General features: G+C 36.6%; 25 protein-coding genes. 3 read left to right on the top strand and 22 right to left on the bottom strand.

The window, feature by feature from the left end:
* The 9 genes from dxs to accB all read right to left on the bottom strand — a co-directional run bounded on the left by dxs (position 1) and on the right by accB (position 8,828).
* Positions 1 to 1,896, bottom strand: coding sequence for a 1-deoxy-D-xylulose-5-phosphate synthase (gene dxs / locus DBX25_RS11025; RefSeq protein WP_108670848.1), 1,896 nt, complete (start codon positions 1,894 to 1,896; stop codon positions 1 to 3).
* A gap of 180 nt (positions 1,897 to 2,076) precedes the next feature.
* Entirely contained in the window at positions 2,077 to 2,967 is an 891-nt protein-coding gene (locus DBX25_RS11020; RefSeq protein WP_108670847.1) for a polyprenyl synthetase family protein, read from the bottom strand.
* 5 nt (positions 2,968 to 2,972) lie between these two features.
* Entirely contained in the window at positions 2,973 to 3,203 is a 231-nt protein-coding gene (locus tag DBX25_RS11015; protein ID WP_108670846.1) for an exodeoxyribonuclease VII small subunit, read from the bottom strand.
* The gene (gene xseA, locus DBX25_RS11010; protein ID WP_108670845.1) at positions 3,196 to 4,551 is read right to left on the bottom strand and encodes an exodeoxyribonuclease VII large subunit; all 1,356 of its coding nucleotides are present in this window, start codon (positions 4,549 to 4,551) and stop codon (positions 3,196 to 3,198) included. The genes DBX25_RS11015 and xseA overlap by 8 nt, the downstream gene beginning before the upstream one ends.
* A gap of 121 nt (positions 4,552 to 4,672) precedes the next feature.
* Entirely contained in the window at positions 4,673 to 5,548 is an 876-nt protein-coding gene (gene folD, locus DBX25_RS11005; RefSeq protein ID WP_108670844.1) for a bifunctional methylenetetrahydrofolate dehydrogenase/methenyltetrahydrofolate cyclohydrolase FolD, read from the bottom strand.
* A gap of 44 nt (positions 5,549 to 5,592) precedes the next feature.
* Positions 5,593 to 5,985, bottom strand: a complete 393-nt coding sequence (nusB, locus tag DBX25_RS11000; protein WP_108670843.1) for a transcription antitermination factor NusB — start codon at positions 5,983 to 5,985, stop codon at positions 5,593 to 5,595.
* A 541-nt stretch (positions 5,986 to 6,526) separates the two neighbouring features.
* The gene (locus DBX25_RS10995; protein WP_108670842.1) at positions 6,527 to 6,934 is read right to left on the bottom strand and encodes an Asp23/Gls24 family envelope stress response protein; all 408 of its coding nucleotides are present in this window, start codon (positions 6,932 to 6,934) and stop codon (positions 6,527 to 6,529) included.
* A gap of 22 nt (positions 6,935 to 6,956) precedes the next feature.
* Positions 6,957 to 8,309 (bottom strand): acetyl-CoA carboxylase biotin carboxylase subunit, encoded by a 1,353-nt coding sequence (gene accC / locus DBX25_RS10990; protein ID WP_108670841.1) that lies wholly within the window; start codon positions 8,307 to 8,309, stop codon positions 6,957 to 6,959.
* 18 nt (positions 8,310 to 8,327) lie between these two features.
* Positions 8,328 to 8,828: an acetyl-CoA carboxylase biotin carboxyl carrier protein gene (gene accB / locus DBX25_RS10985; RefSeq protein WP_108670840.1), complete on the bottom strand. Its 501-nt coding sequence runs from the start codon at positions 8,826 to 8,828 to the stop codon at positions 8,328 to 8,330.
* Between the two features lie 348 nt (positions 8,829 to 9,176).
* Here accB and DBX25_RS10980 point away from each other — a divergent pair, with 348 nt between their 5' ends.
* The gene (locus tag DBX25_RS10980; protein WP_108670839.1) at positions 9,177 to 10,676 is read left to right on the top strand and encodes a methyl-accepting chemotaxis protein; all 1,500 of its coding nucleotides are present in this window, start codon (positions 9,177 to 9,179) and stop codon (positions 10,674 to 10,676) included.
* Positions 10,677 to 10,724: 48 nt separating this feature from the next.
* Here the strand turns inward: DBX25_RS10980 and DBX25_RS10975 are convergent, their stop codons facing one another.
* The 12 genes from DBX25_RS10975 to DBX25_RS10920 form a co-directional block, all read right to left on the bottom strand.
* A complete protein-coding gene (locus DBX25_RS10975) occupies positions 10,725 to 11,276 on the bottom strand; it encodes a SpoIIIAH-like family protein (protein ID WP_108670838.1) in 552 nt (183 codons plus the stop codon).
* Positions 11,277 to 11,289: 13 nt separating this feature from the next.
* Positions 11,290 to 11,958 carry a stage III sporulation protein AG gene (spoIIIAG, locus tag DBX25_RS10970; protein ID WP_108670837.1) on the bottom strand — a complete coding sequence of 223 codons (669 nt, stop codon included), beginning with the start codon at positions 11,956 to 11,958 and terminating at the stop codon, positions 11,290 to 11,292.
* On the bottom strand, positions 11,955 to 12,578 hold the full coding sequence (gene spoIIIAF, locus DBX25_RS10965; RefSeq protein ID WP_108670836.1) for a stage III sporulation protein AF: 624 nt from the start codon (positions 12,576 to 12,578) through the stop codon (positions 11,955 to 11,957). The genes spoIIIAG and spoIIIAF overlap by 4 nt, the downstream gene beginning before the upstream one ends.
* Before the next feature lie 11 nt (positions 12,579 to 12,589).
* Positions 12,590 to 13,813, bottom strand: coding sequence for a stage III sporulation protein AE (gene spoIIIAE / locus DBX25_RS10960; RefSeq protein ID WP_240620247.1), 1,224 nt, complete (start codon positions 13,811 to 13,813; stop codon positions 12,590 to 12,592).
* Positions 13,814 to 13,842: 29 nt separating this feature from the next.
* On the bottom strand, positions 13,843 to 14,232 hold the full coding sequence (spoIIIAD, locus tag DBX25_RS10955) for a stage III sporulation protein AD (protein ID WP_240620253.1): 390 nt from the start codon (positions 14,230 to 14,232) through the stop codon (positions 13,843 to 13,845).
* Between the two features lie 13 nt (positions 14,233 to 14,245).
* Entirely contained in the window at positions 14,246 to 14,452 is a 207-nt protein-coding gene (gene spoIIIAC, locus DBX25_RS10950) for a stage III sporulation protein AC (RefSeq protein ID WP_108670834.1), read from the bottom strand.
* Positions 14,453 to 14,475: 23 nt separating this feature from the next.
* Positions 14,476 to 14,991 carry a stage III sporulation protein SpoIIIAB gene (gene spoIIIAB, locus DBX25_RS10945; protein WP_108670833.1) on the bottom strand — a complete coding sequence of 172 codons (516 nt, stop codon included), beginning with the start codon at positions 14,989 to 14,991 and terminating at the stop codon, positions 14,476 to 14,478.
* Positions 14,992 to 15,924 carry a stage III sporulation protein AA gene (spoIIIAA, locus tag DBX25_RS10940; protein WP_108670832.1) on the bottom strand — a complete coding sequence of 311 codons (933 nt, stop codon included), beginning with the start codon at positions 15,922 to 15,924 and terminating at the stop codon, positions 14,992 to 14,994.
* Between the two features lie 289 nt (positions 15,925 to 16,213).
* Positions 16,214 to 16,771 carry an elongation factor P gene (gene efp / locus DBX25_RS10935; protein WP_108670831.1) on the bottom strand — a complete coding sequence of 186 codons (558 nt, stop codon included), beginning with the start codon at positions 16,769 to 16,771 and terminating at the stop codon, positions 16,214 to 16,216.
* A 21-nt stretch (positions 16,772 to 16,792) separates the two neighbouring features.
* Complete coding sequence (locus DBX25_RS10930; protein WP_108670830.1) at positions 16,793 to 17,854, bottom strand: M24 family metallopeptidase; 1,062 nt, start codon at positions 17,852 to 17,854, stop codon at positions 16,793 to 16,795.
* Positions 17,854 to 18,300 (bottom strand): type II 3-dehydroquinate dehydratase, encoded by a 447-nt coding sequence (gene aroQ / locus DBX25_RS10925; protein ID WP_108670829.1) that lies wholly within the window; start codon positions 18,298 to 18,300, stop codon positions 17,854 to 17,856. The genes DBX25_RS10930 and aroQ overlap by 1 nt, the downstream gene beginning before the upstream one ends.
* 97 nt (positions 18,301 to 18,397) lie before the next feature.
* Positions 18,398 to 18,973, bottom strand: a complete 576-nt coding sequence (locus tag DBX25_RS10920; RefSeq protein WP_108670828.1) for a YqhR family membrane protein — start codon at positions 18,971 to 18,973, stop codon at positions 18,398 to 18,400.
* Positions 18,974 to 19,164: 191 nt separating this feature from the next.
* Between DBX25_RS10920 and DBX25_RS10915 the strand changes: the two genes are divergently transcribed.
* The gene (locus DBX25_RS10915) at positions 19,165 to 20,109 is read left to right on the top strand and encodes a DUF1385 domain-containing protein (RefSeq protein ID WP_108670827.1); all 945 of its coding nucleotides are present in this window, start codon (positions 19,165 to 19,167) and stop codon (positions 20,107 to 20,109) included.
* Positions 20,110 to 20,216: 107 nt separating this feature from the next.
* A complete protein-coding gene (locus DBX25_RS10910) occupies positions 20,217 to 20,597 on the top strand; it encodes an SA1362 family protein (protein WP_108670826.1) in 381 nt (126 codons plus the stop codon).
* A gap of 18 nt (positions 20,598 to 20,615) precedes the next feature.
* On the opposite strand, the gene DBX25_RS10905 is transcribed toward DBX25_RS10910, so the two are convergent.
* A partial coding sequence (locus DBX25_RS10905; protein ID WP_240620246.1) for a patatin-like phospholipase family protein occupies positions 20,616 to 21,390 on the bottom strand: 775 nt, incomplete at its 5' end.

Genomic DNA, 21,390 nt, shown 5'->3' with positions numbered 1-21,390 from the left:
TTATGCCCTTTGTTGTTTTTTCTTTGGAACCATAGCTGTAATTTTTTCACTAATTGCTTTAGATGTTAGATCAATTTCTTCTAAAAGTTGGTCTACATTGCCATGTTCAATGAAACGGTCAGGAATTCCCATTCTTCTAATCGGATGACCATATACTCCCATTTCTTCAGCATGTTCTAAGACACCACTTCCAAAACCACCTTGTAGGCAAGCCTCTTCAACAGTTAATATCGGAAGTCCTTCAGCAAAAATTGATTTTAACATCTCTACATCCATCGGCTTAATAAATCGTGCATTAACAACTCTGACTGAAACCCCTTGTTTTTCAAGGAGCTCTGCGGCTTCCATACACATCGGAATGGTTGTTCCAAAAGTTAGAATGACAGCGTCAGTACCTTCTTTTAGCACTTCCCATGTACCAATAGGAATTTGTATTAATTTTTCATCCATTTTTACGCCATAACCATTACCTCTTGGAAAGCGCAGTGCGATAGGTCCATCATCATAATTAACAGCTGTGTTGACCATATGTTGTCCTTCATTTTCGTCTTTAGGCATCATAAGAACAAGGTTAGGAAGATGTCGCAAGAAGGCAATATCAAATACACCCTGATGCGTTTCTCCATCTGCTCCTACAAGACCTGCACGATCAATACCTATAAATACATTTAAGTTTTGCCTACAGATATCATGAACAACTTGATCATATGCCCTTTGCAGGAATGTGGAATATATTGCAAGGAATGGTTTCATATTTTGGGTTGCAATTCCTGCTGCAACTGTTGTAGCATGCTGTTCAGCAATACCTACATCAAACATACGATCTGGAAATTCAGATGCAAACCCTTCTAATTTCGATCCAACTGGCATAGCAGGTGTTATAGCTACGATTCGGTCATCTTCACGCGCAAGCTTTCTCACGGTTTCACTTACCAATGAGCTCCATGCTGGAGGTGCTTGTTTCGGTTTAACAAAATCACCTGTTTCAATCTTGTATGGACCGGTACCGTGCCATGTACCTGTTTTGTCCGATTCAGCAGGGTGATAACCTTTTCCTTTTTTCGTAATTACATGTAAAAGTACAGGACCTGATGTTTTCTTTGCATAATGAAGATTTTCAAGCAAGTCTTCATAATTATGTCCATCAACAGGCCCTAGGTAGGTAAAACCTAATTCTTCAAAAAACATTCCAGAGACAAATAGGTATTTCAAACTATCCTTTACACGTTCAGCAGTTGAAGCTAGTTTTCCTCCTACAGCTGGAATTTTCTTCAACAAGTACTCAAGTTCATCCTTCACCCAATTGTATTTCCCTGCAGTCCTCAGTTGACCAAGGACATTATGCAAGGCTCCAACATTAGGCGCAATCGACATTTCATTATCATTCAATATGACAATCATATCTTTCTTTTCATGGCCAATATGATTCAGAGCTTCTAATGCCATTCCCCCCGTTAAGGCACCATCTCCGATGACAGGCAAAACATAGCTCTTTTCATTTTTTAAATCTCTTGAAATGGCCATTCCCATGGCAGCAGATAAAGAGGTTGAACTATGACCGGTTTCCCATACGTCATGTTCGCTTTCGTTCCGTTTAGGAAATCCGCACAACCCTTTATATTGGCGAAGTGTATCAAATTCGCATGCACGGCCAGTCAGAATTTTATGAACATAAGATTGATGTCCAACATCCCAAATAATTTTATCTCTTGGACTTGTAAATACTTTATGTAAAGCGATTGTCAGCTCTACAACACCAAGATTTGGACCGATATGACCCCCTGTTACGGATAACTTTTCAATAAGGAACTGGCGAACTTCCTCACTTAATTTTTCTAGTTGTTCTATATTCATGTCCTTTAAAAAGCGCGGGTCTTTTATCGACAGAAGATCCAATAGGATCACTCACTTTCTATTTTTCTTAATATGTAAGAAGTTTTTAGTAATTGGGTTTATATGTTTATTACATTAGTTTGATAGAGTAAACTAAACTAAAAGGCTTGCTTTATTGCAAGCCTAAAGGGAAATTTATTTATTAATATAACATATAATGGATTTCTTCTCAAACCATGCCTTTTAATGATCACGCTCTGCAATTAAATCGACTAACGAATGAAGTAATGGAGCATTCAGACCAGTATTTGTAATATGATCTTTTGCTGATAATACTTCACTCACAAGCATTTCCTTAGCACCTTCCAAACCTAATAACGATGGATAAGTACTTTTTTGATTAGCGATATCACTGCCGACCTTTTTACCTATTAATTCTTCCAGCCCTTCTATATCTAGGATGTCATCCTTTATTTGAAAAGCTAGTCCTACATGCTCAGCAAACCGTTTTAAGTGATAGACTTGTACGTCGGAAGCCCCCGCTAGAATAGCCCCAGCCATAACTGAAGCAACAAGAAGCTGGCCGGTTTTATGCTTATGGATATAACGTAATTCTTCTAAGGTAAGCTGTTTATTTTCACCTTCCATATCAGCAACTTGTCCACCAACCATGCCCGATGCACCAGCTGAGTTAGAAATTAATTGAATAAGTTTGATTTGAATTTCTGATGTAAGAGCGCTATCATTTTTCGATAAAATCTCAAAGCTTTGGGTTAATAAAGCATCTCCTGCGAGGATTGCCATCGCTTCACCAAAAACGATATGATTGGTCGGTTTACCTCTTCTCAAATCATCATTATCCATGCTAGGCAAATCATCGTGTATTAATGAATAGGTATGAATCATTTCAATAGCACATGCAGCTGGAATCCCGAGTTTTAAATCCTTCTGGAAAGAAGCCAAGACTGCAAATAATAATAAAGGACGAATTCTTTTTCCCCCTGCTTCAAGAGAATAGATCATGGCTTCTTTCAAAGTCTTGGGAATTGAAAGTTCATTAACAAAATTCAGCAATTCCTGATCCACTGTTTTTTTACAATGGTTTGCAAAATTAGAAAAAGAAGAAAAAACCATGACTTTCACTCCTCTTTCATGACAAATGGCTGTAATTCACCATCTTCATTCATTATTTCAACCAATTGCTTTTGGACAGATTCAAGTTTTTGGTGACAAAGCTTAGATAAATCCATTCCTTTTTTATATATGGCAATTGCTTCTTCTAGAGGTACATCTCCTTCTTCTAGATGATCTACGATCGTTTCTAGCTCTTTTAATGCTTCTTCAAACGTTAATTTTTTTTCTTTATTCATATATTACACTCTCCTTAATATCCATGACCTCACACTCAAGTTTTCCATCTTTAAGGACCACTTCGATTGTATCACCTTTTGAAACTTGTGATTTACTTTTGATTAATTCTTCATTTTGCTTAAAAACAACACTATATCCTCTTGCCATTATGCTCAGTGGATTAAGCGTGGATAGCCTACTTACAATATGGATTAAATCTTTTTCTTTAGATGTGGTTATCGATTTAAAATACTTATCTAAATTTTTACCTAATGTTTCAACATTTTGTTTGGCAGTTTCAACGGATGCAAGTGGATGATGACGCTTAAGAGTAGCTTTAAGAGTTTCAAACTGCTCATTTTGCTGTTGAAAATACCTTGTACTCCCTTTTATTAACCGTTCTACTTCTTTATCTAACTGTTCTAACTTCTGCTCATACAGTTTTTTTGGATATCGAAAGGCATACGATTTTTCCAATTGAAGGACTTTCGATTGGGCTTGGACAAATAGTTTGTTCATGATCATTCTATTTCTTTTTTGCAGGACTTGAATTCGATTTAAGAGTTCTTCTTTGGATGGAACCGCCATTTCAGCAGCACCGGTTGGAGTGGCAGCTCTTATATCAGCCACCATATCCGCAATCGTTGTATCCGTTTCATGACCAACTGCTGATATGATTGGAATATCTGATTGAAAGATTGCTTTTGCCACTTTCTCTTCGTTAAAAGCCCATAATTCTTCGATGGAGCCACCACCGCGACCAACAATCAATACATCTAAATCTTCCCTGGCATTAGCTTTTTCAATCGCTTTACAAATGGAGTCAGGAGCATTAGGCCCTTGGACTAATGCAGGGATTACAATAGCCTTCACTAATGGGTATCTACGTTCGATTGTAGTTAATACATCACGAATGGCAGCTCCTGTTGGTGAAGTGATGATTCCAATCGCTCTTGGGAATTTTGGAATTGGCTTTTTATATTGTTGAGAAAATAATCCTTCATCAGATAATTTTTTTTTCAGTTGTTCAAACCGAACAAATAAATCGCCGATACCATCCGTATTCATTTCTTTTACATAGATTTGGTATTGGCCACTTTGTTCAAAGACTGATATTTCACCTCTGACTAAAACATTCATACCGTTCTCTGGCTGGAAAACCAATGAAGAATTATGATGATGAAACATAACTGCTAATAATCTGCTTTTTTCGTCTTTTAAAGTGAAATACATATGACCGCTAGAATGTCTTTTGAAATTGGATATTTCTCCTTTTACATAAACATCCTGCAAATGATGATCCACATCAAATTTTCTTTTGATATATTTAGTCAATGCAGTAATTGTCAAATATTGTTGTATGCCCAATAAAAAAAACTCCTTTTACCTAGTGCTTTACTACTTATCGTATCACGAAAAGAAGGTCTATATAAAAGCCCACTTGTTCATTATAAACAAGTGGGCTTATACATTACAGAAAATCTGTTTATCAGCACGTTAAAGTATCAAGTTTAAGTGAGTATATGTTCTTTGCAGATTTTAAAGTATTGAATAAAAGCATAGTAATGGTCATAGGACCAACCCCTTTTGGAACTGGGGTGATGTAAGAAGCGATTTCTTTTACACCTTCGAAGTCAACATCACCACAAAGCTTGCCATTATCATCTGTATTCATTCCAACATCGATAACGACTGCTCCTGGCTTTACATGCTCACGTCGGATAACATTCCTTTTCCCAACTGCTACAACTAATAAGTCGGCATTTTTCGTAAATGCTTCAAGATCTTGTGTTTTGGAATGACAGTAAGTAACCGTAGCATTTTGATTTAACAACAATTGACCTTGTGGTTTCCCAACAATATTGCTACGACCAACAATAACCGCATGCTTGCCTTCAGGATTGAAACCAATCTTTTCAAGCATCACCATAACACCATAAGGAGTGCATGGATAGAAAGTATCTTGGCCAGTCATCATTTTCCCAATATTGATTGGATGGAATCCGTCTACATCTTTTTCAGGAGAAATAGCATCGATTACAGCGATTTCATCAATTTGTGAAGGTAGAGGTAGTTGCACTAAAATACCATGGATGGCATCATCATGATTTAACTCCTCTATTTTTAGAAGCAATTCTTCCTGAGTCAGTTCTTCAGGAAACTCTATCAAGACTGAATGCATCCCTAAATCCTTACAAGCTTTAGTCTTCATCGTTACATATCTTCTTGAAGCCTGGTTGTTCCCAACTAAAATCACAGCCAAACCTGGAACAATGTTTTGATCCCTTAGCTTCTTAACCTCTTCCGCGATTTCTTGGCGAACTTCCTGAGCAATGCTTGTACCATCAATAATTTTTGCAGACATCATATACTCCCTCTCTCTCGCTTTTAAAAAACGCCCAACTTTTCTTATTTGTTTAGAGCAGTCTTAACCTTTGATAAAACAGCATTGATAAATTTAGGAGATTGATCATCACCATATAGTTTTGCAATCTCAATCGCTTCATCCAAAACAACATTGATAGGCGTATCGTTTACTTCCATCATTTCGAAAACTGCCACGCGTAAAATGTTGCGATCCACATTTGCTAAACGCTCAATCTTCCATTTTTCAAGGTTTTCCTTTAGTAACGCATCAATTTCGGTCTGCTTTTCGACTGTTCCTTTCACAAGGAATTCGAAATACTCATCAGATCTTGAATCATCAAGCACACTAGTGATTGCTTCATCTATTTCGGCTTTTGCTAAATCAATTTGGAAAAGAGCTTGCAAAGCCTTTTCTCTTGCTTCTCTACGCTTCATCATATAACTCCTTTTATACTACTCTTTCCCCTGATGATGATAATTCACTAACAATGTTATGATATCATAAACGAACATTTAACGGAATATCCTTTTGTAACGTTCATAAAATTTCAATTTTTAATTATTTTTTTATATAAATAATCAATTTTATATGTCAATTTCCGGATATTAAGAGAAAACGAAGTCAAGAGAGAGTGGGAACCCCGCTTTACTCTTACCTATTTTATCAACATATAATCTCATTTCATCATGAATGGGGAAGCATCATCTTATTGTAATGCTAATGGAAACGAACTTCAACTACTCACTAATATCACGTAATGATAGCAGGCAATATACTTGCTTAAAATCAAACAGTGTCAAAGTCAAAGGTTAGAATATCTGGCTAAATCCAGCCTTAGCTGGCGATAGCCTAGTTACTCTTATGCTTTATTCCTAAAATTGTTCACTACGTCAACATACTTCTTTGCTACCTATTTATTCTTTACTAAAGTGCAAAAAAGCCCAAAAAGTCTTTGATGACCTTTTGAGCCTTTTTTTATAATTCCGAATCTATTTCCACTTCTTGTTTTGCGTTTTCGAATTGAATACCTACTACGTGTACATTCACTTCATCCGCTTCTAAGGCAGTCATGTTCAATAGTGCTTGACGAATGTTGTCTTGAACTTCTTGAGCCACCTTTGGAATAGAAACACCAAATTTCATTACACAGTAAACATCAACTTTGATACTTTCTTCAGTAAGTTCGACTTTAACACCCTTACCGTGGTTTTTCTTTCCTAATCTTTCTACAACACCAGTTGCGAAATTACCACGCATTTGAGCAACGCCTTCTACTTCTGAGGCAGCAATCCCTGCTATTACTTCTATAACTTCAGGAGCAATTTCCACTTTACCTAATCCGTCATGATTACTTGCCATTTCTAACATATTATTTTCAGCCATTTACGGTACCTCCCAAATACAATTATGAATTCATAACATCATACAATTCGAGGAACTTTGTATTAAATTCACCTTCTACAAACCTCTCATGCTGAAGTAACTTCAAGTGAAAAGGTATCGTTGTATGGATGCCTTCTACCACAAATTCTCCTAAGGCACGTTTCATGCGATCAATCGCTTCTTCACGTGTCTTTCCATAGGTGATTACTTTTGCAATCATAGAATCATAGTATGGAGGGATCGAATACCCTGGATATGCAGCAGAATCAATCCTTACACCATAACCACCTGGTGGAAGATACATATTGATTTTCCCTGGTGACGGCATAAAGTTTTTCTCTGGGTTTTCGGCGTTAATTCTACATTCTATCGCCCAACCATTAAAAGTTACTTCATCTTGAGTTAAACAAAGTTTTTCTCCTGATGCAACTCTTATTTGTTCCTTAATCAAGTCAACACCTGTAACCATCTCAGTAACTGGATGCTCTACTTGAATACGAGTATTCATTTCCATGAAATAGAATTTACGTTCTTTATAGTCGTAAATGAACTCAACCGTACCTGCTCCAGTATATTCAACCGCTAAGGCAGCTTTTACTGCGGCTTCTCCCATTTCTTTACGGATCTCACCATCAATCGCTGGTGATGGAGTTTCCTCAAGAAGTTTTTGCATTCTACGTTGAATTGTACAATCACGTTCTCCAAGGTGGATTGTGTTCCCATAGTTATCAGCCATCACTTGGATTTCAACATGTCGAAAATCTTCGATGAACTTTTCAATATAAACTCCAGGATTACCAAAAGCAGTCATTGCTTCCTGCTGAGTCATTTGGATACCCTTGATCAACTCTTCCTTCGTACGTGCTACCCTAATTCCTTTTCCACCGCCACCAGCAGTTGCTTTGATGATGACTGGATAATGAATTTTTTCAGCTAATGCTAGAGCTTCTTCAATATCCTTTACAATTCCTTTTGAACCTGGAACGATAGGGACCCCTGCTTCACGCATTGTTTCTCTTGCTACGTCCTTAGTTCCCATTTTAGAAATCGCTTCTGGATTAGGTCCTACAAAAGTGATGGAACATTCTCTACAAAGTTCAGCGAAATCTGCATTTTCAGCTAAAAATCCGTAACCAGGATGTATCGCATCCGATCCGGTCAATTTCGCCGTGCTTATAATATTAGTGAAGTTCAAATAACTTTCCTTAGATGTTTTCGGTCCAATACAATACGCTTCATCAGCCAATTGAACATGGAGGGCATCTCGATCCGCTTCTGAAAAGACAGCTACTGTTTCGATTCCAAGCTCTTTACAAGCACGGATGACACGTACTGCAATCTCCCCTCTGTTTGCTACTAACAGTTTTTTGATCATTTGCGTTTCGCTCCTCACTTAAGCTTTTACCAAAAATAAAGGCTGACCGTATTCAACCAATTGACCGTCTTTCACTAATACTTCCACGATTTCTCCTGCAACTTCTGATTCTATTTCATTGAATAGCTTCATAGCCTCGACGATACATACTACTGTATCCTTATTTACTTTACTTCCAACCTTAACGTATGCATCCGTATCAGGAGATGGTGACTGATAGAATGTACCAACCATAGGTGAAACAATTTTATGTAAGTTTTCATTAACAGCTTTCGGTTCTTCTTTAACTGGAACTTCATTTACAACAACACTTTCTGCTTTAGGTGCTTGTTGAACAACTGGAGCCTGGACAGCGACTTGCTTTTCCATTACTGGCTGAGAAGCAACCATCACACCGACTTGATCAGCGCCTGCCTTTTTCATTTTGATTTTAGTGCCTTCTTGTTCAAATTCAAATTCATCAATATTTGAGTGATCGACTAACTTAATAAGTTCTCTAATTTCTTGTACCTTTAACATTACCTTGCACCCCTGTTCGCGTGTTTGTAGGTTAATTGGTCTTGATTTGAGTTAATAGTTTCCACAATCTATCCATTATTAGAACGGTGAAACTTTTTTCAACAGTACTTTCTAAAGAAAATTAGTACTAGATACTAATATCATACGATAATATCTAGTGAAAATTCAACCTAATCCTCTCCAGATATATCTATAATAAATCATTTTAATATTTTATAATACATTTGTGAATATTCTGAAAGGAAAAACAAATCTCCTTATCGAAACTATAGTAATAGGACTAATATATTATTATAGTAATGATTAGTAGATAGAATGGTTTTTAGTCATTAAAAAGGTGGGGTATTTTTGAGTAAGGTAGAACAAGTAAAAAGGGATAATCTAGTCCAAAAGAACAGCCTTGTGGTTAAAGCTACTCTAGTTTCTGTTATATTGGCAACTGTAGTAGACATTATTATGAAAAAAGATTTGGCTGTAATCCTGTCTATTGTCATTGGAGGTATCATAGGAGTAGGAATGATCGCATTCCTCCATTACACACGCCGATGGATTCACATCATACCATATTTAGCAGCTTTGCTCGTATCAGCAGTTATTTTTATCATTATGGAAAATAGTGTATCTCCCACTGCAATGGTGCTGGTTTACTTTATTATAGCTACCACTGCCATATATATGGATAAATTCATATTACTGCTCGGTTTTATATCAGGATTAATAGTATTAGGATTATTTGTATATTTCCATCATGACACATTGCCTCTTGAACCTAAAAATTATGTGACCATTTTCCTTTTACATACTCTAGTTAGTATTTTACTTAGTTTTCAGCTCTCCATTTCTAATAAAATGGCAAGTAGCCTAACAGAAATTCAGCAAGAAACAGAACACTTATTAAAAAAGGATCAAGAAACAAGTAAAGTATTAAAAGAAAATACGATGGTGTTAAATAATATGATGTCCATCGTAAAGTCAAAAAGCTACGAGAATCATGCATCAGCGAACGAGATGGCCCTTGCAATAAACGAACTTTCCTCTGGGGTACAAATTCAAGCAGACTCCATCCAGGATATAAATGAAGCTTTCATGCAAACAATCAAAATGGTAGGACGGTTGTCCGAATTATCGATGCATCTATTAAGTGATTCAGAAGAAACAGAAAAAGCTAGCTTCACTGGTCAATCTATTATTGAATCATTAGAAAGACAACTGGAACAATATTCCATATTAAATAAACAAATCGTTGAAAGAACTGAAGTATTAGAGAGTGAAGTATTAGAAGCAGTAACATATGTTAAAAACATTCAACAGATTTCCCAACAGACCAACTTATTGGCATTGAATGCTTCTATTGAAGCAGCTCGTGCAGGGGAGAGCGGAAAAGGATTTGCTGTAGTTGCTGAAGAGGTAAGAAAATTAGCTGAAATTACTAGTCAAACTGCTAACCTAATTTCAAGCAACCTTGAATCCGTGAAGGAAGAAACAGAAGAAACGAACGAAAGAATCCACGAGGCAACAGCAATTATTCATCAAAATGTTTTGTTAGCCCAGGAATCAAAAGCAGCCTTCCATGAAATTTACAAGCATATCGTTTCATTAAAAGAAAAAATACAAGGCTCACATCTTGTTATTCAATCTATCGATGGAATTTCCAAGAACGTAAGTCATTCAGTCAATGAATATAGTGCTATTATCGAAGAAGCAAGTGCACAATTAGAAGAATTAGCTTCGAATACGCATTCCCAAAGTCTACAAAATAGTTACCTTCTAAAATCAGTAGAAGATGCACATAATTCCTTGGAAAACATTATTCATTTGTATGATCAATCTGAGGTGAAAAACTCTTAATAAGTTCAAAAAACCTTGTCACTTTGACAAGGTTTTTTGAATACTTTCTTACTTCTTAGGATGGAACTCCACGGCTACGTTCTGAACGCCTTCCATTTCTCCACTAACAAGTCGGATAATATCATTAGCTTTACTTTGGGAAAGTTTGTCTGCCTTTACAGTTACACTTACATTATTTCCATCCGCTCTTACTAGAGCTGCATCGAAGCCCATGGATATGATTAGAGATTCTAAGATTCCTTCTTTTGTATTTAACTCGCTTAATTGTTTTACAGTTTCATATGCCTCGTTTCGTTCTTCATTAGTTAGGTCTGTATTTGCCATAAGCACCGTTAATTCTTCCATAAGCTTATTACGTTGATCTGTAATTTCCATACGAGCTACTTCAAACGTTTCATCATTTGTAGGTGTTACAACTGCTTTTGATTGCCCTTCTTTATCTGTAGTTGTTTTTGCTACCTCTTTTTTAGCACTTTCTTTTTGTTCAGATGCCGTCATGTTTGTCGAGGTCTTCTCTGGAGTCGTAACATAATAAACCGATAGAACAACTACCAAACTCAACATTGTTAATAACCAAACCGTTTGCTTTTTTAATAACATCTAAAATTCCTCCCTATTTTTTCGGCATTACAGCAACACGATGGCTAGGAACATCCAAGGCCCTTGTCACTGCTTCGACTATCCATTTTTTGATTTGAATATTATCTGCGCCTTTTGCAACAACAAGGACACCTCTAATATTTGGTTTTTTTGTTTCTTGGACAAGCGGTACTTCTTTTTCACCATTTCTGATTATGACCAGTTTTTCATCCTTGGAGGAGTCTTCTACGACTCTTTTTCCACCCTCACGATCGGTTTCGTCTGTAACCTGTTTTTGGGTTACCAAATTCTTTTCATATACCTTACGTTCAGATGAATCAACATTTACCACAACCGTTACATCCTCCACACCAGCAATGGTTTCTAAAGCCTCTTTAATTTGGTTTTCATAGGATCTCTCATAATCTGCTATGGTTTGATCAGCTTTCTGACCACTATGTCCAAATACCTCTACGTCTTTGGATTGCTCTTCTTTAAAAACCGGTAATGAACTTTGAGATGAATCATCACTACTTTTCGTAATAAAATTACTAGCCATCATAAATGCGGCACCTACTACCAGTACTACTAACACATATAAGTGCAAGGATGGCTTCTTCTCTTGTTCAGGACGGTCTCCCTCTTCTTTCTTTTTAATAAACAGGCTTTGAAGCCAGGAAAGAGGTCCTTTTTCATTTTTCACTTTTTACCGTCCCTCCTTTCCCCTTCAATTTGAATCTGATTTTCTTCAATGCCCCATTTAGATGCAAGGAACACTTTAATATCGTTCCATTCATCAGTCGGCTCTTGGACTGATCGACTAGTATCAATATCTACCGTCGTAACAGTCTCTATTGCATCTATTTGTTGAGTTTCACCGGAAGCAAGCGTAATGGAAACAGTGTGTAAATCATCTGGAAGTTTTGGTTCGTCTGTTTCTAACAATTGTAATTCGACCGATTTAATTTGCATTTTGAACTCATCCATCAACTCCTCTTCCACTCCTGTCCTAAGTTGGACAGCCATCTGTTCTAAAATATATGCATCCATTTGGGCTTGTATTTCTTTTTTCTTAAATTCTGTTGAATTTTCTATCAAACTATTTTTTGCTTTATTCTGTTCATCCATTGTAATTTCTAAAATCTGCTCGAAATCGCTTGATAACAGTTGAAAAATGGGGGTGATGATAATCGCTATTAACAATAAACCGATGACCATTTTCGCATATTTTTGAAAGCTAGAGCTCGGTAATAACATATCGATCACGGTAGCAAGCAAAACAAACAGAATAATATTGGTGATCCAATTTGTTAGGAAATCCATTTGTCACCCTCCTACCGAACCATTAGTGTCACATTGCCAGCAGCAATGATTACGGTAATACTCAAAAAAAACATAAATGAAACGATTGCTAGAGCCGCAAATATGTAGATCATACTTTTGCTAATAATGTCTAGACATTTTATGACTGTCCCTCCCCCTAAGGGCTGCAACAATGCCGCGGTAAATTTATAAACAAAAGCCACGACAAGTATTTTTATCGCAGGAAAAGTAGTGATTAATAGTAAGATGATAACTCCTGCTAAACCTACTGTGTTCTTTAATAGTACCGAAGCGCTAATGACTGTATCTGCAGCATCCGTAAACATTCGACCAATTACAGGGATGAAATTACCGGTTACAAACTTCGCTGTTCTGATCGTGATACCGTCGGCTACAGCTGAGGATGCCCCCTGAACCGAGATAACTCCCAGGAACACTGTCATAAATACTCCAAGTAAACCGATACTCCAATTTCGCAACAGCTGTGCTAATTGGGTTACTTTATAGTTGTCCGATAATGTACTGACTATGTTTAACAACGCCGCTAAAAATAACAGCGGCAAAACAACATTCTGAACTAGAACACCACTAGTATTCATTAAAAAAAGTAAAACAGGGTGAAAAAAAGCCGCCGAAACAATTCCTCCTGATGCTGCAATAAGTGCTAGTAATAAGGGTATTAAGGCTAGTAGGAACGAGATCATCAGCGAAATCGTTTCTTTTGTATATGTGATTGCGACGTGAAAACTATTAAGTGCAATGATGATTAGTACCATGAATACTATTGCGTAGGCTACTTTACTTATGGAACTATTTTCGAAGGAGTTTTGTAAGGATTGAAGAAACATACTGAATATCGTCAATAAGATGAGGGTTCCAAGAAGTTTTCCATTCACTAATAATTCATGAAAAATAAATTTCGCAATACCTTTAAACCACTGTGAAAAGGAGAATTGTTTTTCACCACTTACAAAATCAAAAAAACTTCCTTTTTGACTTTCCGGAAGAAACCCTCCATATTCGGTGACTATACCATCCCAAAAGGCTTTAAGCTCTTCAAGCCCTAGTTTATCCATTTGAGCTTTTACAAGTTCAGTTTGTGCTTCTTGAAGATTTAGATTTTGTTGATTCTGTTCTTGGATTTGATTTCCTACTTCGCTTTCGGCTTGTACGGTTGAAGTGAAATAAAGTAGTACAGTTCCTATGATCAATATAGAGATTATCCATTGCTTCAAAATAATTTCACCTCCGATACTCTTCTAGACTAACTTGGTATCATTTTAATCACCGTTTCAATGATGACGGTTAGAATCGGAATAGCCATTGCTAATATCAGGATTTTTCCGGCTAATTCTATCTTGGACGCGATTGCTCCTTGCCCGGCATCCTTCGTCACTTGTGCAGCGAACTCAGCGATGTATGCAATTCCAATGATTTTAAGAATGGTCTCTAAGTAAACCATATTCACGTTTGCACTCTCGGCAATCTTTTTTAACATTGAAATGATTTCTTGGATTTGACCTACTAAGAATAAAAAAATGGAACATCCTACAAAGACCACTAAAAGAAATGCAAAATTAGGTTTCTGTTCTTTGACTATTAAGGCCAGAAACGTTGCTATTAACGAGAGTCCGACAATCTTTAGAATTTCGATTGAAAACCCCTCCCTATCCTTGGAATAGGAAAACTGATTTAATTTTCTGGAATAGGTCGTCCATAACATTTGCAACCATAAAAAGTATATAAATAAACCCAAATAAAGTGACCCATTGTGCATATTCTTTCTTATTGATTTGCTCTAGCAAAGTATTTATAAAAGCAATAACAATCCCTATACCAGCGATTTTAAAAATTAAGCCAACTTCAATCCCCATGACTTATTAGCCTCCTTAATTGCTTACACCAATAAAATAATCAGTAGTAACCCTGATAAAAACCCTAAACTTTTCACCATTTTTTCATATTTTCCTTGCTTTTCAATTGCGTCCTGTTCTTCCCTTTCCAAGTGAGTCATAGTCAACAAAATTTGTTTTTGTTGCTGGTAGCGGTCATGTTTGCCTAATGTTGCACCAAATTGGGATAAAATTTCGAATTCCCCCTGCTTTAAAGAAAGCCATTTCCAAATTTCATTCAAAGAATCATTCCATGCCTCACTGACGTTAGTATCAGTCCGTTCAAGTTTTTTTGCGAAAGAATCAAACAACCAATTGATTGGTTTGGGCATTTGTTTGGATAGTTTCTTAGATGCTTCTTTTAATGGGGTATGAGCATACATGATTTCGGCTTCTAATGATTGCAGGGCCGTCTTCATTTGCCTCAATTGTCTAGGACGTTGACTGAATTGCCGCGACAATTCAAAACCAATCCACGTGGAGGCAATTAATATCAGTGCTGCTCCAACCAATTTCATCACTTAAATCACACTCATTTCTTTTGTTAATCTCGTTAATGGATTACCATTTCCATCCAGTATTTTTATTTCTATCCCATTTTCATCATCTCTGTTCAACTCAAGAACCCTCGTAAATATATCTAACTGAATCATATCTTTTATCGTTGGACGTTTTTTCACATCAATGAAAGAGTAGCCATGCGTTGTAACCATCAAAGTGATCCCTGCATTGGCGGCATCAAGTACAGCTTCAGTATCTTCTGGCCTGCCTATTTCATCTGCAATAATGATTTCTGGAGACATCGAGCGAATTAACATCATCATTCCCTCAGCTTTAGGACAACTATCGAGCACATCAATTCTCGGTCCAAAACTTAATTGGGGTACTCCATGTACACATCCCGCTAATTCTGAACGTTCGTCTACGATTCCAACCTTAACAGGAGGCAGGTCCATAGAAGGGATACCAGATGATAAAACCCTAGCAATATCTCTTAACAGAGTGGTTTTCCCTGTTTGTGGTGGTCCAATAATCAGTGTATTTTGCCATCTGCTATTATATAAGTAAGGTAGCAGCCCTTCGGATACACCGAGTTTTTCTCTTGCAATCCTAATATTGAAAGAAGAAATATCTCGAATCGATTTCACGTGACCTTGGTCAAGAATCACTTTCCCAGCTAGTCCGATTCTGTGGCCCCCTTGAATCGTTATATATCCACGCCTAAGTTCTTCTTCAATTGTATAGAAAGAAAATTGACTCACATTGTTCAATAATTGATGAGCATCTTCCTCATTGACAATCAAAGATAGAAAGCTTGGCTTCCCAGCCACTCCAATTTCAATCGGTCTCCCAATTCGAATCCGTATTTCCTCTAACTTATTTTGGACGGATTCAGGTAAAAGCCGGATGGGTTCAGCTAATCGTCTAGGCAAAATAGACAAAATACTTTCCATGCATCACGCCTCCAAACAGCCTGTCTATTAATTTATTTGTATGGTCGAGGATTACACAATATTACTAATAGAAGATTTAAAGTAGGTTTGAAACTTTTCAAGTGCTATTCTGGAGATGCTCTTTGAAGGGTTGAATAAATGAGAGGCTAGTACAGAATTATTTTTTAACTAAATTAGATCGTTATTATAGGGGGATAAAAAGGAAAATTACATTATAAAAAACAGACAAAGAAAAAGACTGCTACCTCTAGGATATTAAACCTAAGATAGCAGTCTTTTCTATTATCTATTATGCACGAGAAACGTAAGAACCATCAGTTGTGTTGATGATTAGTTTATCGCCTTGGTTAACGAAGAAAGGAACTTGGACGTTTAATCCAGTTTCTACCATCGCGTTTTTAGAACCACCAGAAGAAGTGTCGCCTTTGATGCCTGGCTCTGTCTCTGTAACTTCTAAAACAACCGTGTTAGGAAGCTCAACACCAAGTGTTTCATTTTGGTACGTCATGATATAAACTTCCATGTTTTCTTTTAAGAATTTCAATTCGCGCTCGATTTGAGTAGATGCTAATTCAATTTGCTCATAGCTTTCACTGTCCATGAATACATGGTTGTCACCGCTTGCATACAGATATTGCATTTTACGGTTTTCAATGTGTGCTTTTGCTACTTTTTCACCAGCACGGAATGTTTTTTCATTTACAGCACCTGTTCTTAAATTACGCAGTTTAGAACGTACGAATGCCGCACCTTTACCAGGTTTAACGTGTTGGAAGTCTAATACTTGCCAAATCCCGTTGTCTACTTCGATTGTTAATCCAGTACGAAAATCATTTACAGAAATCATGTTAAAATCCTCCCAAAGCTTTTACAGTATAATGAGTTCTTTTGTTGAATAAGTAAGTGATTCATTGCCTTCAGCCGTAATGATCGTGTCATCCTCGATTCGGACTCCACCCAAACTAGGCACATATATTCCTGGCTCTACCGTTACAATCATGCCAGGTTCAAGCACTGTATCACTCTTAAATGAAAGTGCTGGCCCTTCATGCACCTCTAGTCCGATTCCGTGACCAGTAGAGTGACCAAAATACTTACCATAGCCTTTTTCCTCAATCAAATTACGTGTCAATGCATCCGCTTCTTTACCTGTCATCCCTGGTTTAATACCAGCCATTCCACGTAATTGTGCCTCTAAGACGATATCATAAATCTTTTTTAGTTCATCTGAAGGTGCACCTACTGCAACTGTACGAGTAATGTCTGAAACATATCCATTGTAATATGCTCCGAAATCTAATGTTACGAAATCACCTGTTTCAATAACTTTATCACTTGCTACTCCGTGCGGAAGAGCAGAACGATGTCCTGAAGCTACAATGATATCAAATGATGAAGATGTTGCTCCTTGCTTCCTCATAAAGAACTCAAGCTCATTGGAAACCTCAAGCTCAGTCAGTCCTGGTTTAATATAACCAAGAATATGCGTAAACGCTGCATCTGCAATCTGGGCAGCTTCCTTTAATATCTTAATCTCTGATGGTGTCTTAATCAAGCGCAACTTCTCAATTGCACCTGATAAGGGAACAAGTTCGCCCTCAAAAGCTGAATTATATTGATTGTATGTAGCGAACGTAACATGGTCCTGTTCGAAAGCAAGACGCTTCATCCCCATAGATTTTGCTTGATGCGCCACTTCTTCATGGATAGCAGCAGTATGTTGGACGATTTCAAATCCTCTACATTGTTCTTCAGCCTGTTCTACATATCGAAAATCAGTAATGAATTTTGCTTCGTTTGCAGAAATTAAAACGACACCAGAAGAACCTGAAAAACCAGTTATGTATCTTCGATTATGCTTACTTGTTATTAAAATACCATCTACATTTGCGTTTTCTAATGAAGCGCGTAGTCTCTCCAATTTCTCCATTAATGAATCCCCCTTATCATCCTATCTAATGCTAATATTGCAAGCTGATAACCATAATCCCCTAATCCGACAATTTGTCCTTTTGTAACAGCTGCAGTTACAGAGGTATGGCGAAAACTTTCCCTGGCATGGACATTTGATAAATGCACCTCAATAACTGGTGTAGTTATACTCGAAATTGCATCACGAATCGCATAGCTATAATGGGTAAAAGCTCCAGGATTTAATACTATTCCATGATAACCTTCAATTCCACCCTTATGTAATTGATCGATAATAACACCCTCATGGTTGGATTGCATACATTCCACATCATGACCGAGTGAAGATGCGAGTTCTTTTACTTCATTTTCAATGTCCAATAGAGATTTGTGTCCATAATGATTGGGTTCTCTTTTGCCAAGCATGTTTAGATTAGGACCATTTATTAACATGAATTTCCCCATTTGCTTCACCTAATCCTTGGTTAATAAAGCATACGCCAATACTAATATTCTATCATATACTCAAAAATTCTTACTACTTTTTTCAATCAACCTATCCCTAAGAGGACTGATCCTTATTTTGATTTTGTTGTTTCTTACTATAAAAATTCCTCTCATATTCGTCATAGGAAATACTGTAACCTATGAAAGCTCCATATAATAGATATAAACAAAACGTAGTAATAAGAGTATTCGTCTCCATTTTTCCAACTTTGTCCATTTTATCTAGGAATGGATTTATTGCAAAGAAGACCACTGCCCAAATCGCCACTCCAAATCCTACTCCTGCAAATATTGTATTCACCTTTCGAAGTGTTACATAATATACTAATGCAACAATAATTGAAATTACTCCTATAATAAGAAATGAAACTAGTGCACTTACCCAACCTTTACTGATATTTTCAGAAACCCATGAAGGCACAATGATTTTCGGGCCTAATTCTGAAAAATTAAAGTAATACGTAAATTGACCAATCGCACTAAATAATAATCCTCCAAAAAAACCTATTAAGATTGCATTAAATAATGCAGAATTCGGTTTTTCGGAGTGATCTTGTTCCGTTTTGATGTTTTTTCTATCATCTTGATTACTCTGTATGCCATTTTCTTTATTCAATTCTTGTTTGTCCATATTGGCACCTCCCTCCTTTATTATTCCTATTTGTAACCAGAATATATTCAGACTGCTAAGTGACAACTCTATAGGCTTTCTGTAAAATATGGAATAAGAGACACAGCAGCTCTTATGCAGGATTTTTTTCAGCTAGAAAAAAGAAAGCTATAGAAAAGTTGCAGTGAATAACAGCATAGGTTGGTGTAGGAATGAGTAAGGAAACAAAGCCTGTATATGGTGGTCAAGCAGTTGTCGAAGGGGTAATGTTCGGCGGAAAACAACATACCGTTACCGCGATTAGAAGGAAAGACGGCAGCATAGAATATTATGAACTACCAAGACAAAGTTCAAAAACATTATCCTCCTTAAAAAAGGTTCCTTTTTTAAGAGGCATCGTTGCAATCATTGAAGCGAGTGCCAATGGTTCTAAACATTTAACATTTTCAACAGAGCGTTTTGATGTAGATCCAACTGAAGACGAACAGATTCAAGAACAAGAAACATCTAAACTTTCAATGATTTTAGGTGTTGCGGCAATCGGAGTCATCTCATTTTTGTTTGGGAAATTTCTTTTCACCTTAATACCTGTATTTCTTGCAAATTTAACAAAACCGATTTTCAGCAGTGACTTATCCCAAATTTTTATCGAGAGTTTGTTTAAATTAATCCTTTTATTGGCATATATTTATTTCGTTTCTCTTACACCTTTAATAAGAAGGGTGTTTCAATACCACGGTGCAGAGCATATGGTTATTAATGCATATGAAAATGGGTTGGCCTTGAATGTAAAAAATGTTCAGGCACAATCCAGACTGCACTACCGTTGTGGCAGTAGTTTTATACTATTTACGGTTATCGTAGGATTCTTCGTATATATGTTAGTTCCTACTGACCCACTATGGTTACGTGTAGTTAACAGACTTGCGCTAATCCCTGTAGTGTTGGGGATTTCCTTTGAAGTCCTTCAATTGACGAATAAACTTCGTGATGTACCTGTCTTAAAATATCTTGGATATCCTGGATTATGGCTTCAGCTATTGACGACAAAACAACCTTCTGATGATCAAGTGGAAGTAGCAATTGCCTCATTCGAAAAGCTTCTAGATATTGAAAAAGAAGCAAAAAAAGGTTTAAACGAAGAAGAGATTGTGTAAAAAAATAGAAATTTGGTTAAACTTACTAGAAACTCGAAAAACGTAGGATTATCGTTGAGATTAATATATTGAGCTTTGCTTATGATTCTCTTAAGGAGGTGGCTTTGTTGATTCGTCCAGTTACATTGATTGTATACGGTTTAATCGTATTAGGGATAATCGGCATTGGGAGTAGATTGTTTACTGACCCAATAGGGGCTCTAAAGAGTATGCTTATCTTTGCAATTGTATTGGGTGTGGTTGTTTTTATCGTAAAACGATTGACAAAGGATCATCCGAACAAAAGAGATCAGAAGGCTTATTCTAAAGCTGTAAGAAATTCAAAAAAACGACTGAAACAACGTGATAGTGATAAAAAAACAAATAAAGTTGCAAGCTTCTCTCTCGCACAAAAAGCGAAAAAAGTTAAAACTAAGACAAAATCAGAAACACATTTGACTGTTATAGAAGGTAAAAAAGGCAAAAAGAAAAATCGGGCATTTTTTTAATGTCCGATTTTTTTTTCGTTAATAGGACCATTTCTTTAAAAAGACTTCTGCATATTCCCTACCTCTTTGTATCAGCATCGCTTTTTTTTCATCTGTTAATTGAAACTCGGTAGCCATCACTCCTTTCATCGGAATGAAAATGATATTCTTTTCATGTTTTCGTGATATATATCTTGAATCATGTGCATCCTTCATGGTTTCGAATAAGGCTCCGAACATTTCTATCGCATTGTCAATCTCTTTAACTGGACGATCATGATCCTCTCCACTTAATTTGATGCCAATTACAGGCCTAACTTTCTTCACATTTTCTTTATCGAACAACCACATAGGAAAATTGCTTAATACTCCACCGTCTACAACTAAATTTGCATTTGTAGCTGTTTTTAACTTTACTGGTTCAAAGAAATATGGAATGCTACAACTCATCCTTACAGCTTTGGCAATTGAAAAGGTCGAAGGATCAATCCCATATTTAGGCAAGTCATCAGGTAAGACCAGCAATTTCCCATTTGAAATATCTGAAGCAACTACACGTAAACTATTAACTGGTAAATCTCCAAAAGTGGAAACACCCTTAAGGGCAAGTTTATGGTTTATCCAATATTCCATAAAATCCCCTTTAAATAATCCCATTTTCCAATACAATAAAAGCCATCTTAATAATGGAACTTTTAATATAAATCTAGAATCAAGAAAGGCATCCATTTCTGCTTCATTCATCAGTTTTTCAATTTCTATTGAGGTATAGCCTGCAGCGATAAAAGCTGCAATGATTGATCCAGCACTGGTA

It is taken from the genome of Peribacillus acanthi (genome assembly GCF_003073175.1).
Taxonomy (GTDB): Bacteria; Bacillota; Bacilli; order Bacillales; family DSM-1321; genus Bacillus_BN; species Bacillus_BN acanthi.
Note: the sequence above shows the minus strand (reverse complement) of the source record. Positions and strands in the feature narration are given on the sequence as shown.

Excerpts from the sequence above, each read along its gene's own strand:
- DBX25_RS10995 (WP_108670842.1), bottom strand. The coding sequence starts at position 6,934 with ATGGCTGAAAATAATATGTTAGAAATGGCAAGTAATCATGACGGATTA.
- DBX25_RS11015 (WP_108670846.1), bottom strand. The coding sequence starts at position 3,203 with ATGAATAAAGAAAAAAAATTAACGTTTGAAGAAGCATTAAAAGAGCTA.
- DBX25_RS11020 (WP_108670847.1), bottom strand. The coding sequence starts at position 2,967 with ATGGTTTTTTCTTCTTTTTCTAATTTTGCAAACCATTGTAAAAAAACA.
- accC (WP_108670841.1), bottom strand. The coding sequence starts at position 8,309 with ATGATCAAAAAACTGTTAGTAGCAAACAGAGGGGAGATTGCAGTACGT.
- aroQ (WP_108670829.1), bottom strand. The coding sequence starts at position 18,300 with ATGGGGAAATTCATGTTAATAAATGGTCCTAATCTAAACATGCTTGGC.
- spoIIIAF (WP_108670836.1), bottom strand. The coding sequence starts at position 12,578 with ATGGATTTCCTAACAAATTGGATCACCAATATTATTCTGTTTGTTTTG.
- DBX25_RS10975 (WP_108670838.1), bottom strand. The coding sequence starts at position 11,276 with ATGTTATTAAAAAAGCAAACGGTTTGGTTATTAACAATGTTGAGTTTG.
- accB (WP_108670840.1), bottom strand. The coding sequence starts at position 8,828 with ATGTTAAAGGTACAAGAAATTAGAGAACTTATTAAGTTAGTCGATCAC.
- spoIIIAC (WP_108670834.1), bottom strand. The coding sequence starts at position 14,452 with ATGGGGATTGAAGTTGGCTTAATTTTTAAAATCGCTGGTATAGGGATT.
- efp (WP_108670831.1), bottom strand. The coding sequence starts at position 16,771 with ATGATTTCTGTAAATGATTTTCGTACTGGATTAACAATCGAAGTAGAC.
- DBX25_RS10920 (WP_108670828.1), bottom strand. The coding sequence starts at position 18,973 with ATGGACAAACAAGAATTGAATAAAGAAAATGGCATACAGAGTAATCAA.
- folD (WP_108670844.1), bottom strand. The coding sequence starts at position 5,548 with ATGTCTGCAAAAATTATTGATGGTACAAGCATTGCTCAGGAAGTTCGC.
- nusB (WP_108670843.1), bottom strand. The coding sequence starts at position 5,985 with ATGAAGCGTAGAGAAGCAAGAGAAAAGGCTTTGCAAGCTCTTTTCCAA.
- DBX25_RS10930 (WP_108670830.1), bottom strand. The coding sequence starts at position 17,854 with ATGGAGAAATTGGAGAGACTACGCGCTTCATTAGAAAACGCAAATGTA.
- spoIIIAA (WP_108670832.1), bottom strand. The coding sequence starts at position 15,924 with ATGGAAAGTATTTTGTCTATTTTGCCTAGACGATTAGCTGAACCCATC.
- DBX25_RS10915 (WP_108670827.1), top strand. The coding sequence starts at position 19,165 with ATGAGTAAGGAAACAAAGCCTGTATATGGTGGTCAAGCAGTTGTCGAA.